Genomic DNA, 14,379 nt, shown 5'->3' with positions numbered 1-14,379 from the left:
GACGCCGGGCGTCGGTCGGATACTGCAACGGATAAGCTCAGGAGAGCACCATGATCCCGAAGACCCTGCACATCATCTGGGTGGGCGACGAATCCAAGCGACCGGACAACTGCATAGACACCTGGCGGGTTCACAACCCCGACTGGCAGCTCAAGGTCTGGGGCAACGCCGACCTGATGTCTTACGGCTGGTACAACGCCGACCACATCCGCGCCATGTCTGGCCGCGAGCTCAACGGCGTGGCCGACATCATGCGCTGGGAGATCCTGTTCCGCGAAGGCGGCTTCGTCGTTGACGCCGACAGCATCTGCCGCCGCCCGCTGGAGCCCTGGCTGTTCGACTGCGAGGCCTGCGCCTGCTGGGAGAACGAGATCATCCGCCCCGGCCTGATCGCCGCGGGCTATGTTGCCTCCGAACCGCAGAACCCCTTCTTCCGCCAGCTCATCCTGGACGTGAAGGAAAAGGCGACCGTCATCGACCGCATGGCCTGGCAAAGTGTCGGTCCGCTGTTCCTGACCGAGGCGCACCGCCGCTACAACTACATCAACTTGACGATCTGGCCCAGCCACTTCTTCATCCCGCAGCACTACTCCGGCATCCGCTACAGCGGCAAGGGCCCGGTCTTCGCCGACCAGGAATGGGGCAGCACACGCAAGAACTACGACGAGCTGCATACACGGAGCCTGGCATGAGCGAGACGACGATTTCCACCGACACGGACCGCGGCCCCAAGCCGGCCCTGTGCCAGCCCGAGGGCCTGCCGCCGGTGTCGGCGCTGGAGCGCGCCCACTCGCCCTATTTCGTGCACCGCATCCCGGTCAGCCGCAACCTGATGGGCCACCCCCGCGTGGCGGTGCTGCAGGAGATGTGCCGCGGCAAGCGCGTGCTGCACGTGGGCTGCGTCGACTGGCCCATCACCGACCTGAACCGCTCGCTGCACCTGCAGCTCGACAAGGTCTGCCAGCTCGACGGCTTCGACATCCACGACGAGGCCTTCCCGCACATGCTGCCGCACCTGAAAGGCCGGCTGTTCTCGTCCTGGGACGACATTAAGGACCCCTATGACCTCGTGCTGGTGCCCGAGGTGCTGGAGCATGTGCCCGACGTGAAGGGCTTCCTGGAGCAACTGGACCGCGTCGGCGCCAAGGAATACGTCATCACGGTGCCCGACGCCTACAGCTGCTTCGCGCGGCATTTCGACTACCAGACCGAGGCCGAGACCTTCGTCGAGGTCGTGCACCCTGACCACAACTGCTGGTACACGCCCTACACGCTGGCCAACGTCATCCACAAGTACACGACGCTGGACCTGCAGGGCATCTGGTTCTTCAACAACATCTCGCTGCTGGCCATCGCCCGGCGCAAGGCCTGAAGCATCGCGATGCAGCCCTTCTTCTCGATCGTCATGGCCACGCACAACCGGCCGGCCACGCTGGCGCGGGCTATTCGCTCGCTGCGCGCCCAGACCTGCGCGGACTTCGAGATCCTGCTGGTCGCCGATGCGCTGGACGCCGAGACCGCCGCCGTCGTCGCCCGCGATCTGGGCCCGGCCGACAGCTTCCTCAAGCGCACCGGCGCCAACGGCCCGGCCGAGAGCCGCAACCAGGGCCTGGCCCTGGCGCGCGGCGAATGGGTCATCTTTCTGGACGACGACGACACGTTCGAGCCCCAGCATCTGGCCACGCTGAAGCCGTACTGCGAGCGCGCGGATGCGCAAGTCCTGTTCACCGACATCACCGTCGTCACCGAGGACCGCCAGCAGCCCGGCATTCCCGAGCTGGGCCGGCAGACCACGCCGCTCGCGGGGGCGGATGTCAACACGCTGTGGGTCAAGAACTTCATCCCCCTACATTGCCTGGCCTACCGCCGCAGCCTGCTGCAGGGCCTGAGTTTCGACGCGCATCTCGCCTCGCAGGAGGACTGGGACTGGTTGCTAGGCGTCTGCTCGCGCGCAATGCCGGTGCACGTTGCGGGCGGTGGCGCCGTCATGCACAAGGACTATGTGAACCCTGGCGCCCGCCGCGGCCAGCAGGAGGCTTCCAACAACACCACCGTTGTGCTGGATTTCCTGCATGTCTACCGGCGCTGGTCGGCACCGACGGCTGAGCTGAAGGCCGCGCGGGCGGGGCTGCTCAAGGGCGTGGGACTGGCGTTGCCGGTGGAGTGGTTCTAGGGGTACGGCTTGGAAATCCCGGTCCTATAGTCGCGCCGCGCCGCGGCATTGCGCGGTCGCTGGAGCGCTGCCATGGCGGAGAAGCAGGCGAAGAAGCAGGCCAGGAAGCCGGTCACGAAGCCGGTGAAGGGCCGTGCCATCGGGCCCCGTGCGGCGGCCAGGATCGGCGAGGTCGTGGTCGGCCCGGTCGCGCCGCCCATCGTGGTCGGCCCGACCCCACCGCCCATCATCATCACGCCGGGGCCCATCCCCCACGCCATCGAGTACGTCGGCAACCTGTTCAGCGGCAGCCGCCCCGGCGATGCGGTGGTGCGGCCTGACGACCTCGTCGCGCTGCGCATCGAGCTTGTCAACGTCACCCGCAAGCCGGGCAGCAAACCGCCCGTGCTCGCCGCCAGCGGCAGCGGCGCCGCCTCGCTGATCGTCCACCATCCGCCGCAGTCCATTGCCGAGGAGGTGTTCTTCGAGCAGCAGGCCGCGGGCACCGGAACGCCGGACATGCCGCCGCCGCTCGACGGCAAGCCCGCGCCCTCGGCGGTGGTGCCGGACAACGACGTCGATCCGCCGCCCATCCGCGCCCGCGCGGCCAACGAGTCGCGCGTCGTGTTCGAGTGGCCCGCCGGCTTCGAGTGCCCCTACACGCTGGACGGGCTGCTGGGCGCCATCCGCACGCTGGACATGCGCGTGCCACCCGGCGCGCTGCCGCGCCCGGCGCAGCGCCGCGTGCTGGAACTGTGGCCGCGCTGGCAGCGGGCCGCAGGGGTGGTGGTGACCACCAAGACCAAAGCCAAGGCGACCAGCATCACGGCGACCACCCTTCTGCCGGTGCAAGCCATGGTCGGCCTCACCGGGCCGGCACTCAACGCCTTCAGCCTGCGCCAGACGCAGATCGCTCGCCGCGGCGGTGAGGCCGCCCAGGCGACGCTGCGCCGGCGCCTGGGCGATGTGATCGGCAGCCAGGCCACGCTGCCCGACGCGGTGATCGTGGAGGTCCCGCCGGTCAGGCGCGTGCTGCCCAAACCCGCGCTGCCCACCAGCACCCAGACGGCGATCGAACTGCCCTGGCGGCTCATCATCTCGCCGCACGACGGCGAGCATTGGCGGCATGCCACCAAGGCGGCCACGTCGCCCTACTCCGGCCACACCGAGCTGTGGCACACGCGGCTGCTCGGCCCCGCGGGTGTGGACTCGCCGGCCCCTGATGCGGGGCGCACGGTGCGCGCCGTCTGGGCCACCACGGGCTGGGGCCAGAAGGCGATGCAGTCGGCCTTCCCATCCGGCTTCACGGAGCTGCCGGGGCCCGACGCGGGCAACCCCTTCGTCACCAGCGAGACGGCGCTGTCGGACTACGACCGCTACCAGATCACCCACCTGTCGTCGAACTTCTCGATGACGAACTACGAGCCCCAGCCCATCGACACGCGGCTGCTGATGCTGTCCAGCCAGGGCGCCTGGCTCGACAGCCGCGGCGACTGGGAGCCGCCGGGGCTGGATGTGGAGAGCTGGGTGCACCAGGCCACGCAGGGGCGCGACCACTATGTGCGCGTCGTCTACCGCGGCGTGCTCTTCCCCTTCGGCCACCGCGCGGTGCTCATCAAGGTCAGCGAGCGCAAGTTCCACAAGCTGCCGGGCAACCCGGCCTATCTGCGCCAGCGCATGTTCATGATCGTGCGCGAGAAGATCAAGCACTACGACGACGCGTCCACGTTGCGCCCCTTCGGCGCCGGGGACGCCACCGTCGAGCACGAGCTGCCCTTCACCTCGGTGCGCATGCTGACGACGGTGACGCCCGACCTCGCGCAGCCCATCAAGACCCAGGTCGAGCCGGGCCTGGGCCAGTTGCTCTTCTGGCCCGCCACGGGCCCGGGCGACTCGCCGACGCCCTTCCCCTTCCGCATGGCCGGTACCGACCTGGACGGGCGCGAGGTGCAGTTCGAGCTGCCGCTGATCTTCATGTCCAACACCATGGCCAGCCCCCGGGACAAGGTCGGCAACAAGCTCGTGCCCAAGCATTCAGGCACCGGCGGCGCGGCGGACACGGCCAACCGCGCACTCACCGGCTGGCGCAAGTTTCAGATCGCCGATGCGGTGGACGACCCGCAGGGCACCGAGCGCGCCACCGCCCAGCTCAAGCGCCAGCGCGTCACGCTCGCGCTGAGCAGCAAGCCCGGCGACACGGCGGTGGAGGTGGCCCACCTGACCTTCGACGCCCATGTGCCGTCCACGGTCGCCACGAGCACCTCGTTCAAGGCCTTCAAGTCCTTCACGCCGGACCTGCTCAAGCCCATGTTCTACCCGCGCGTGTCGCGGCTGAAGGCGCGCATCGGCGCAATGGCCCAGCTGACCGGCTCCGACGGCTTCAACCGACTGCGCTGGAACACGACCTATCTGCAAAGCGGCTTCGACCCGGGCGTCAACAAGGGCGAGGTGTTTGCCGAGGTGGTGGAGCGCGCCGGCATGGGGCGGCTGGACTTCTCCAAGCAGGGTGACCGCAGCGGCGGCTTCGTCATGCCCAACCTCAGCCCGTCGGCGTTGTCGCGCTCGCTCGGGCCGGCGGCCGGCAATGTCGCCGACGTGGTGGGCGGCCAGATCAAGGCGACCAACTTCTTCCCGCCCGGCGGCGCGGGCGACCTGCCGCTGCCGCTGCTGTTCGGCTGCATCCCGCTGAGCGCGGTGATCCACGACATCACCCAGCTCTTCGACAACATCGACAAGGCGCCCAAGTTCGCCTCCGAGGCCGGCACCAAGGTCGAGGCCTTCTTCAACGACCTGATGCGGCTGTACCAGTTCATCAGCAGCCTCGCTTCCCAGCCCGGCACGCTGGGCAGCGCGGCGCTCGACGTCGTCAAGGGCACCATCAACGACCTGCTGCAGCAGGCGGCCGCCTTCGGCGCGGCGCAGCTGGCGCCCATCACCGCCAAGGTCAACACGCTGCTCGCCACGCTGGACAGCGTCAAGGCGCAGCTGGACAACCTGGGCAGCAAGAGCCTGGACGCCGCCAACCCGCTGGCCGGCATCAACCTCGCCGACGCCCTCGACGCGCCCCAGGGCAATGGCGCGCTGCGCGCCAAGCTGGTCGACCTGAAGAACACCGTCCAGGCTTCGACGGTCATCCCCGCGGGCTATCGCCAGCAGGTCAACGCCGTGGTGGCCCAGGCCCTCACGGTGCTGGACTCCATCAAGCTCATCGCCGGCCTCGTCGGCCACGGCAAGACGCTGTTCGATGCGCTGAAGAACCTGCTGGACAACCCGGCCGCAGGCCAGTCCCTGGGCGAGCTGATCACCAAGCCCGCCGAGCTGGCACCCAAGGTGGAGGCCGTCAAGAACGCGCTGGGCGCGGTGAAGGGCGACGTCGCCGCCTTCCCGCTGCTCGAAGGGCCGCCGCGCAAAACCCTGCTCGACATCCTGGGCGTGGTGGAAGACGGCCTGGGCGCGGTAGGCCCCTTGCTGCAGATGCTGGAGAACCTGCTCGGCGAGGAACTCGTCGTGCGCTTCGACTGGAAGCCCGAGATCAAGAGCTGGGGCTTCGACCCGGCCTCACCGCTCTTCGTCGTGCACGACAAGCACGCCTTCATCGTTGCCGTCGAGGCGCGCATGAAGAAGAGCGGCGGCGCGCCGAAGATCCAGGTGCTGTGCGGCCTGCACCACTTCGACCTGGTGCTGATCGCACCGGCCAGCTTCATCGAGCTGAACTTCGAGAAGATCGAGTTCAGCGTCGACAGCAGCGCCAAGATGAACGTCGACGTGATGCTGTCGGGCATCAAGTTCGTCGGCCCGCTGTCCTTTGTCGAGACGCTGCGCGACCTGATCCCGCTCGACGGCTTCTCCGACCCGCCTTACCTGGACATCACGGCCCAAGGCATCGACGCCGGCTTCGACGTGGCCCTGCCCGCCATCACCTGCGGCGTGCTCAACCTCAGCAACGTCAGCCTCGGCGCAGGCTTCACGGTGCCCTTCATCGGCCAGCCGCTGTCGGTGCGCTTCAACTTCTGCACCCGCGAGCAGCCCTTCCACCTGACGGTCTATGTGTTCGGCGGCGGTGGCTTCTTCGGCATCACGCTGGACCCCAAGGGCGTGCAGATCCTGGAGGCGGCCTTCGAGTTCGGCGCCGCCATCAGCATCGATTTCGGCGTCGCCTCGGGCGGCGTGTCGGTCATGGCCGGCATCTACTTCCGCATGGAGGCCGATGCGGCGAGCCTGACGGGCTATTTCCGCCTCGAAGGCCATGTGGACGTGCTGGGCCTGATCACCGCGTCGCTGGAGCTCTACCTCGAGCTGCGCTACGAGTTCGAGACCGGCAAGGCGGTGGGCAAGGCGACGCTGACCATCGAGATCGAGGTGTTCATCTTCTCGGGCAGCGTGACGATCAGCTGCGAGAAGAAGTTCGCCGGCAGCAACGGCGACCCGACGCTGCGGCAGTTGCTGGGCCTGTCGGCCGACCCGACGCTCGCGCTGGCCGCCGAGCTGGCTGCCATCGACGACAGCACGCGCTACGGCTGGCGTGACTACTGCGAGGCCTTCGCCTGAAGGAGCGACAACATGGCAAAACAAACGCTTCTTTGGACGGTGCTTCCCAACGGCCAACGCGGCGGACGCTGGTGCGTCTCCGTCGTCATCTCGCCCCGGCTGGAGCCCGGCAGCACGGCGGAGCGCCTGCTGGGCAACCCCGCCTGGCAGCCCTGGGCCGACTGGCCCAGCACGGCGGCTGGGCTGAAACTGGAACTGGTGCTGCCCAACGGCGCCGTGCCGCTGCAGCCCTTTGTCGCGGCGCCCGAGCTCAAGCCCGACAGCGCGCTGTGGAAGCAGCTCTTCCCGGCCGACCTGCCGGTGGCGCCCTTCACCTTCATGGACATCTCGGCCAAGAACCTGCGCTCCTACCCGGTGCGCAGCGTGCTGGGCCTGCTGCGCCAGCACTACACCGCGCTCGCGCAGACGGCGGGCGATGGCGACCACCCCGTGCTGCTGCCCTGGCGCGCAGCCGACCCAGCCCTCAAGGGCCTGCTCACCGACCTCGGCACGCGCACGCTGAAGCAGGACTTCGGCAATCGCACCATCGAGGTCCCCTTCCCCGGCTTCGGGCGCTTCCATGCGCTGAAGGGCAACTCGCGGGTCCATGACCGCGCCATCGACGGCGGCGTCTTCAACGCCAACAGCTGCATCCCCGCGCCGGCCCGGCTGCCGGGGCAAAAGGGCGGCACCACCACCTTCCGCCTGCGCGCGCTGCCGCCGCAGTGGGAAGACCCCGCGCTGATCCGCAACGGCAGCATCGCCACTGACCCGGCCGACCGAGAGAAGCGCGCCCAGCTGATGGAGCAGTTCAGCGGCCCCGGCGAGTACGCGCTGTGGCAGAGCGACCGCTACTACAACCGCCGCGTGCCGACCGCCGCGCAGAAGGCCATGCGCCGCCCCGGCTTCACCGGCGTGGAGGCCTCGCCGGTCGAGCCGGACTACGACTTCCACCAACGCATCGCCAGCTATGGCGACCACCCCCACCTGATGCGCCGCCTGGGGTTGGTGATCGACTTCGTGCTGGAGAAGAACGACCTGCTGGATGCCCTCGTCACCGCGGCCGGTGCGTCGGCCGCCGCGGGCTTCATGCAGCTGCGCATCGTCCGCGGAACCATCGGCGACAGCCAGCGCCCGTGGACGGCCTTCACGGCCACGCGCAAGCGCTTCGTCGTGCGCGAGCGCACGGCTGATCATGCCGACGGCCTGCTGCGCCTCGTCGGCGCCAACGACAACTACCTGCAGGCGCGTAGCCCCTTCGACATCTACCAGGTCGACCCCGACGGCGCGTCGCTGAAGACCGTCAACTTCCTGCTGACGGCGCAGAACCTCGTCGCCAAGCACCTGGAGATGGGCGCGCACGGTGCCGTCACCTACACGACCGGCGACCGCCAGCCGGTGGCCAACCTGCGCTCCGGCGGCATCGGCGTGTCACGCCACGGCCGCGCGGGCAGTGTGGGCATCAATGCCGCCACTGCGGCGCTCAACAACGCCGCCATCAAGGCCGGCGGCGCGGCCGCGGCCGCGGTGACGCTGTTCGCCGAGGACGTGCTGCGCGGCTACCGCATCGATGCCTGGGACGCCGCCGACCCCAGGTGGCGCAGCCTGGTGCAGCGCCAGGGCGCTTTTCGCGCGCTGGCCCGTGGCGCGCTGCCCGAGCGGGCGGTGGACCTGCCGGCCGACGAGGGGCATGTGAAGGGTGCTTCCGCCACCGCCTCGCCCGGGGCGCCGGACGACCAGTATCTGCACGAGACCCTGTTCCGCTGGACCGGCTGGAGCCTGGCCGCGCCGCGCCCGGGGCGCACGCTACGCAGCGTGACGACGCCCGGCACGCACCTGCAGACCGAGGAGGTCGTGGACACGCCCACCGACACGGCCACGCACGGCAACGGCATGGCCGTGGCTGTTGTGCCCGTGAAGGGCAGCCTGCCGCGGCTGCGCTTCGGCCGGCGCTATCGCATGCGGGCCCGCCTGGTGGACCTTGCCGGCAACAGCCTGGCGCTGGACGAACCGGGCGCCGACGAGCAGGCCAGCGAACCGCTGGCCTATGGCCGCTTCGAACCGGTGGACCCGCCGGCCCTGGTGCTGGCGGCCAAGGTCAGCGAAGGCGAGTCGCTGGAGCGGCAGGTGCTGCGCACCAACTACGACAAGGATGCCGCGGGCTATGTGGCGCAGATCCAGGGGGAGCTGTCCGGCTTCTACGACAACCCCGACTTCGAATACGGCAACAGCAGCGACCGCCACATCGTGCCGCCCAAGAGTTCGCAGCAGCAGTGCGAGCTGCATGGCATGTTCGACTCGGCAATAGGCAGTGCCAGCGGCGCCACGCCAGCGCGCATCAAGGCCGGCTACGCGGTCGCGGCACGCGAGAACGGCAGCCTGCTGCACCCCGTGCCGGGCGCCACCATCGAGCTCGTGACGCCCGCCAAGGCCGCCCTGGCGGCGACCGTGCAGGGCGGGCCGATTGCGCCGCCCGAGCAGGCTGACGACACCAAGGACCGCTTCGCGGCAGGCCAGTACCTGGTGCACCGCGAGGCCATCGTGCCCGTGCCCTACCTGCCCGACCCGGCCAGCGGCGGCGTCGCCATCGAAGGTGTGCCCGGGTTGAGCGCCTGGATCGTGGGCAAACCCCTGGTGCAGTTGGCGCCGGGCCTGCACGGCTATGTGCTCGACAAGGGCGCCCGCGCGGTGTTCCTGGACGACCACAAGGACCGCCTCATCCTGCTGCTCGACTTCGATCGCGACCCTTCCAACGGCGCCCTGGCCAAGAGTTGGCCCGACGACACCCGCAGCCTGCGCCTGCAGTTGCACGAGCAGCCCGGCGAGGTGGCCACGCCGCCCTGCGGCGACGACTTCACCGTGCCCGACGCGCCCAAGTGGGACTTCAACAAGGGCCTCCTGCGCCTCTTCCTGCCCAAGGGCCACGTCGCCCGGCTGCGCTACGCCAGCTTCGTGCACGACGAGCTGGTGGGCCACCTCGCGCTGCCGTTCTGGCAGCCCAGCACGGCGGGCGTGCAGCGGCTGCAGGCCCAGGCCCTGGCCGGCGTCAACTGGATGCTCACGCCCTGGCGCGACCTGACCTTCGTGCACGCCACGCAGCAACCGGTGTGCGAGCCGCGCGTCGAGAAAGCCAGCGTGGACCGTCAGGCCGGCTGGCAGCACGCCGACCTGCAGGCCCGCGCCGTCCTCCTGCATGGCCCGAGCACCGGCAAGTTCGAGATCGTCGGCGAGTGGGAGGAGTGGGTCGACGATCCGCTGGCCGACGACCCGGCCGACCCCGGCCCCAAGCGCGTGCCTCACGAGGCCGTGCTGAGCGAGATCCGCCTCGCGGAGATGCACGGCAACCGCTTCACGCTGGAGCAGGCGGTGGCCGAGCAGACGGCCTTCACGCCGGTGGGCGGCCAGCTGACGCCGGCCGACCTGGCCAAGCACCCCGCCGTGCCGGGCAACCGCCACGAGTTCGGCGACACCAAGTTCCGCTTCGTGCGCTACCGCCTGCGCGCCACCACACGCTTCCGCGAATATCTGCCGCCCTCCCTGTTCGCTAAAACCGAGCGCATCACGCGCGACGGCCCCATCGTCGAGACCGACCGCGTGCAGATCCAGGCCCACACCCTGCTGGGCGAGGCCAAGGACGCCGGCGCGCCCATCGCCGACGTGGGCACCGGCGGCACGGTCGGCACCGTCATCCGCTCGACCAGCCCACCCGACATCCCCCAGGTGCTCTACGTCGTGCCCACCTTCCGCTGGGACCGCAGCGTGCGCGACCGCAGCACGCGGCTGGGCAACGGCCTGCGCGTGTATCTCGAGCGGCCCTGGTTCTCGTCCGGCAACGGCGAGCTGCTGGGCGTGGTGCTGCAGCCCAACGACGGCAAGTTCGCCGACCTGCCCGCCGAGCGCATCCCCTACCTGACCCAGTGGGGGCGCGACCCGCTGTGGGATTCGGCAAACGCCGGTGACGTGGCCAACGCCGATGCCTTCGGCGCGGCCGTGCGCACCGAGCAGGTGCTGCTGCTGGAGGACGGCCAGCCGGCCACCGTCGCGGGCCACCGCGTCTACTTCGACAAGCAGCGCAAGCTCTGGTACTGCGACATCGAGCTCAACACCGGCTTCAGCTACATGCCCTTCGTGCGGCTGTCACTGGTGCGCTTCCAGCCCCATGCCCTGGCCGAGGCCAAGGTCTCCCGTACGGTGCTGTGCGACTTCGCCCAGGTGCTGCCGCGCCGCGTCGCGATCATCAAGCGCGAGCGCAACACTGTGCAGCTCGACGTCTACGGTTCGGCCGCCAAGCGCGGGCCGATGCGCCGGCTCAACACCGGTGGCCAGGCCGAGTCCCCGCTCGCCAATGCCTCGGTCATCTCCGACTTCACCGGCACCCACCTCGAAGACGGGCGCAACCGCATGGAGGCCGTGCTGCAGCGCCAGTCCCTCGACTTCGATGGCGACATCGGCTGGCAGGACGTGCAGGTGCTGGGCGGCCAACTCGTCGGCGGCGACGCTGCGTCGCGCTCCCTGGCCCTCAAGGCCCTGGAGGCGCCAGCGCCCAAGCGCGCCGCAGAGACCGTCGTGCGTACCACCCGCGGCGGCGAGACGCTGCGTTTCGACCGCCTGGAGCAGCTCAAGCCCGTCCCCGGCCTGGTGAGGGACGTCGTCGTCGGCCCTGTTGGCCCAATCGGACCGATTGGTCCCATCGGCCCGATCGGCCCGCTCTTCGATCCTCCCATCTGGTCCCACACAGGGTCCCTGCCGACCCTGGCCAGCGGCTGGCGCTACCGCGTGCTGCTGCGCGAGTTCGAGCGCTTCTACACCGACAAGACCGTCCCCGACCCGCGCAACGCGACCTGGCGCAAGCTGGTGGTGGAGGAGAGGCTGACGTATGCGGAGGCGTTCGAGGTCTGAACGGAGGGCATCGCGGGGCGGCTGAAGTCGAAAAGCAAGCCCGCGCGGTTCGGCGAGTCTTTGTTCTGGACCATGGGGCTCACCGCACCGGGCAAGCCATCGGCCGGCGGTCCTGGCGGGCGCCCGATGGCGCGGCGCAACTGGTGGATCGCGTCATCTCGCATGTGCCGGTGCACCAGTGGGTGTGATCGGGCTGCTGCTCGCTGACGATCAGCACCGGCCCGTACTCGTGAACGGCAACCCCGTGACGGCCCGAGGTGAGGACACCGTCATTCGACAGCCGCAGACTCGTTCTCTGTGTGCCGGTCAGGCTCCGTGGTGCGGAGGATTTCGTTCAGAACGGAAGTGGCGTAATTCCCGGCGGGCAAAGAGAACGTGAGCACCAGTTGGTTGGCTTGCGGCCATTCCCATGACATTTCCACCGGCCTGGCCACCAGGGCGCGGCGCTCCTGATCCAGACCGGCGTGTTCCATGCCGTCGCACAAGGTGGCGTGACGTTCAGCCACGCCGTTCTCCAGGGCCTGCGCTTGATCGGTGGTGATCACGCGGCCCCGTCCCCAGAGCGGTCCGGTGGGCCGGCCCGCCTCGTCCATCACGTCACCGGGCAGGGTCTTGCCCCAGAGTCCCTGCTGAATTCGCAGCGCCAGCGCTTCATTGAAGACGAAGGAGCGCACCGCCGACAGGTAGATGCCCTTCTTCTTCGGGTTGCGCACGCGGATTTCCCGCGCCAGCATGGCCCGGCCCTGTTCGACGTTGCCGCCGTCATGGCCGAAACGCTGAGCGCCGAAGTAGTTGGGCGCGCCATGTGACGCAACGGCCTTGAGATTGGCCTCCATGGCGTCGCGGTCGCCGGCCACGTCACGCAGCACGATGCGGAATCGGTTGCCCTGCAGATCACCGCGGCGCAGCTTTTTCACGTGGCGGCTCTGACTCAGCACCTTGAATTCCGGGTGCTGAAGCAGGGTCAGGTCGGGCGTCTCACCCTTCGGCAAGTAGATGCTGAACCACTGACGGGTGATGGCGTAGCGGTCCTTGAGGCCGGCATAGCCCACATCCCTTTCTTGAACGCCAGCGGCCTCGGCCAGCTGCTGGGCGACGAAGGCGGTGTTGGCACCGTTCTTTTCGATGTCCAGCCAGATGTGTTCGCCCTCACCGCAGGGCAGCTGCAGCGGCAGTTCGGTCACGATGAAATCCTCGTTGAGGAGTTTCAGGGTGGCGCTGGCGCCGCTGGCCGGATAAGCGTTGGGCCACTGCGGCAAGATCGTGTATTGAGCGTCGGTCATGAGCGGTCTGACGGCACAGCTGTGGATAGGGATTGGCTGTCCAGCCGACCAGGGGCAGTCCAGACTGCGATTCTCTCCCGCGCTACGACAGGCGGCTTCCGGGCGGCGACGTCAACTCACGGACCGGCCAGGAGCGGAAGTGCCACCGACTGACCCAGCCTCACTTCAACGCCAGGCACCGATGCTCGGTCACCTCGTCCACCGTGCGCTCCTGCAGCTTGCCGGCCGAGCCCATGCCCAGCTTGGTACCGGTGGCGTTGATGACGCAGTCCACCTTCCAGCGACCGTCCTCCCAGCGGGTGACGTAGCCCAGGAAGTCCACCATCTCCATGTCGCCGTTCTTCCAATCCTTGCGATAGAACAGCCGCCCCGCGCCACCCACGCCGTCGGCCTTGAGGAAGCGGTAGCCGTCCAGCGACGTGGAGTACGGCGCCCCGCGCTTCAGGGCGGCGGACAAGTCCTTTTCGGAGGCCCCGCGCTGGCGCAGGTTGGCCACCGTTTCATCGATGGCGCCCTTGGCCCGGGTCTGCTTGTAGAGAGCCACGTCACCCGCCTTTTCGGCCGCCAAATGGCTCACATAGGCAGCTTCGGCCTGGGCGACGAAGGGGTCGTTCTTCTGCGTGGTGCCATGCGCCGCGGGCGTTTGCGCCAGGGCGCTGCTTGCCAGCATGGACGCGGTGAGTGCAATGGCACGGGCATGGAGAGGCACAGACTGGAGGCGCAAGTGGATGTCTCTTGTTGATATCTGGCGTTGAGGCCGAGCCGCACGCCTGGGCGAGCGGGTTCAAGCGGAGTGTCAGCCATCATGCCGGCGCAAGCGAGGTTGCCGGGTCCCAAGCGCTGCCGGCGGCGGTTCTACCCCGCCTCAACCCGCGCGAAGTAGGCCTCCTGGGTCCGTTTCCAGGCAGGCCGGGCCAGGCAGCGGTCCCGATAGGCCGCGAGGCCCGCATAGGGTGCCATCAATGCCTGGTCCTTGATGCCCGAAACGAGCACATGCGCCATCAGGATGTCGGCGATGGTGAATGCCTCGGTCGCGACGAACTCGCGGCCGGCGAGCCAGCGTTCGAGGTTCGTCAACACCCGGTGTACCCAGCCCACCAGGAACTCGCGGTGCTTGCCGCAGCTGCCGTCCGCCGTCCAGTCGAGCACCATCAGGGCGAGCAGCGGCATCTCGACCGTGTTCATCGCCGCAAAACACCAGCGCAGCACCTGGGCCTCACCAGCGCGATCACCGGGGATCAGCCGGCCTGACTTCTTTGCCAGGTGAACAAGGATGGCGGCAGATTCGGACAGCATCAGCCCGTCGTCGTCGATGGCGGGGATCTGCTCGAAGGGGCTGAGCCGGCGATAGGCATCGGTGTTCAGGTCATGTGCCGGGTGGTCCATGCCGGCGATCTCGAAGGGCAGTTGCATCTCTTCGAGTGCCCACAGCACACGCAGGTCGCGGGTATGGCCCCGCGCGCCGGCGTTGACCTTGGAAAAGCCATAGAGCCTGAGCATGTGGATTCCTTCGTTGAC

Annotated in this window: 8 protein-coding genes; 5 read left to right on the top strand and 3 right to left on the bottom strand. The window is 68.8% G+C overall.

Annotated features, from left to right (window positions below; translation table 11 throughout):
- The first annotated feature begins 50 nt into the window (after positions 1-50).
- The 5 genes from ASC91_RS30250 to ASC91_RS11345 all read left to right on the top strand — a co-directional run bounded on the left by ASC91_RS30250 (position 51) and on the right by ASC91_RS11345 (position 11,578).
- Positions 51-692: a glycosyltransferase family 32 protein gene (locus tag ASC91_RS30250; protein ID WP_056196558.1), complete on the top strand. Its 642-nt coding sequence runs from the start codon at positions 51-53 to the stop codon at positions 690-692.
- Positions 689-1,372 (top strand): hypothetical protein, encoded by a 684-nt coding sequence (locus ASC91_RS30245; protein WP_056196555.1) that lies wholly within the window; start codon positions 689-691, stop codon positions 1,370-1,372. The genes ASC91_RS30250 and ASC91_RS30245 overlap by 4 nt, the downstream gene beginning before the upstream one ends.
- A gap of 9 nt (positions 1,373-1,381) precedes the next feature.
- Complete coding sequence (locus tag ASC91_RS11355) at positions 1,382-2,173, top strand: glycosyltransferase family 2 protein (RefSeq protein ID WP_056196552.1); 792 nt, start codon at positions 1,382-1,384, stop codon at positions 2,171-2,173.
- Positions 2,174-2,245: 72 nt separating this feature from the next.
- A complete protein-coding gene (locus tag ASC91_RS11350) occupies positions 2,246-6,700 on the top strand; it encodes a hypothetical protein (RefSeq protein WP_235531953.1) in 4,455 nt (1,484 codons plus the stop codon).
- Positions 6,701-6,712: 12 nt separating this feature from the next.
- Positions 6,713-11,578, top strand: a complete 4,866-nt coding sequence (locus ASC91_RS11345; RefSeq protein WP_157281461.1) for a hypothetical protein — start codon at positions 6,713-6,715, stop codon at positions 11,576-11,578.
- A gap of 269 nt (positions 11,579-11,847) precedes the next feature.
- Here ASC91_RS11345 and truD read toward each other — a convergent pair whose 3' ends face one another.
- The 3 genes from truD to ASC91_RS11330 form a co-directional block, all read right to left on the bottom strand.
- A complete protein-coding gene (truD, locus tag ASC91_RS11340; RefSeq protein ID WP_056196547.1) occupies positions 11,848-12,861 on the bottom strand; it encodes a tRNA pseudouridine(13) synthase TruD in 1,014 nt (337 codons plus the stop codon).
- Positions 12,862-13,021: 160 nt separating this feature from the next.
- The gene (locus ASC91_RS11335; protein WP_056196544.1) at positions 13,022-13,531 is read right to left on the bottom strand and encodes a hypothetical protein; all 510 of its coding nucleotides are present in this window, start codon (positions 13,529-13,531) and stop codon (positions 13,022-13,024) included.
- A 185-nt stretch (positions 13,532-13,716) separates the two neighbouring features.
- A complete protein-coding gene (locus ASC91_RS11330) occupies positions 13,717-14,361 on the bottom strand; it encodes a glutathione S-transferase family protein (RefSeq protein WP_056196541.1) in 645 nt (214 codons plus the stop codon).
- Positions 14,362-14,379 lie beyond the last annotated feature (18 nt).

Source organism: Pelomonas sp. Root1237 (genome assembly GCF_001425055.1).
GTDB lineage: Bacteria > Pseudomonadota > Gammaproteobacteria > Burkholderiales > Burkholderiaceae_C > Pelomonas.
This window is presented reverse-complemented; position numbering and strand designations above follow the sequence as displayed.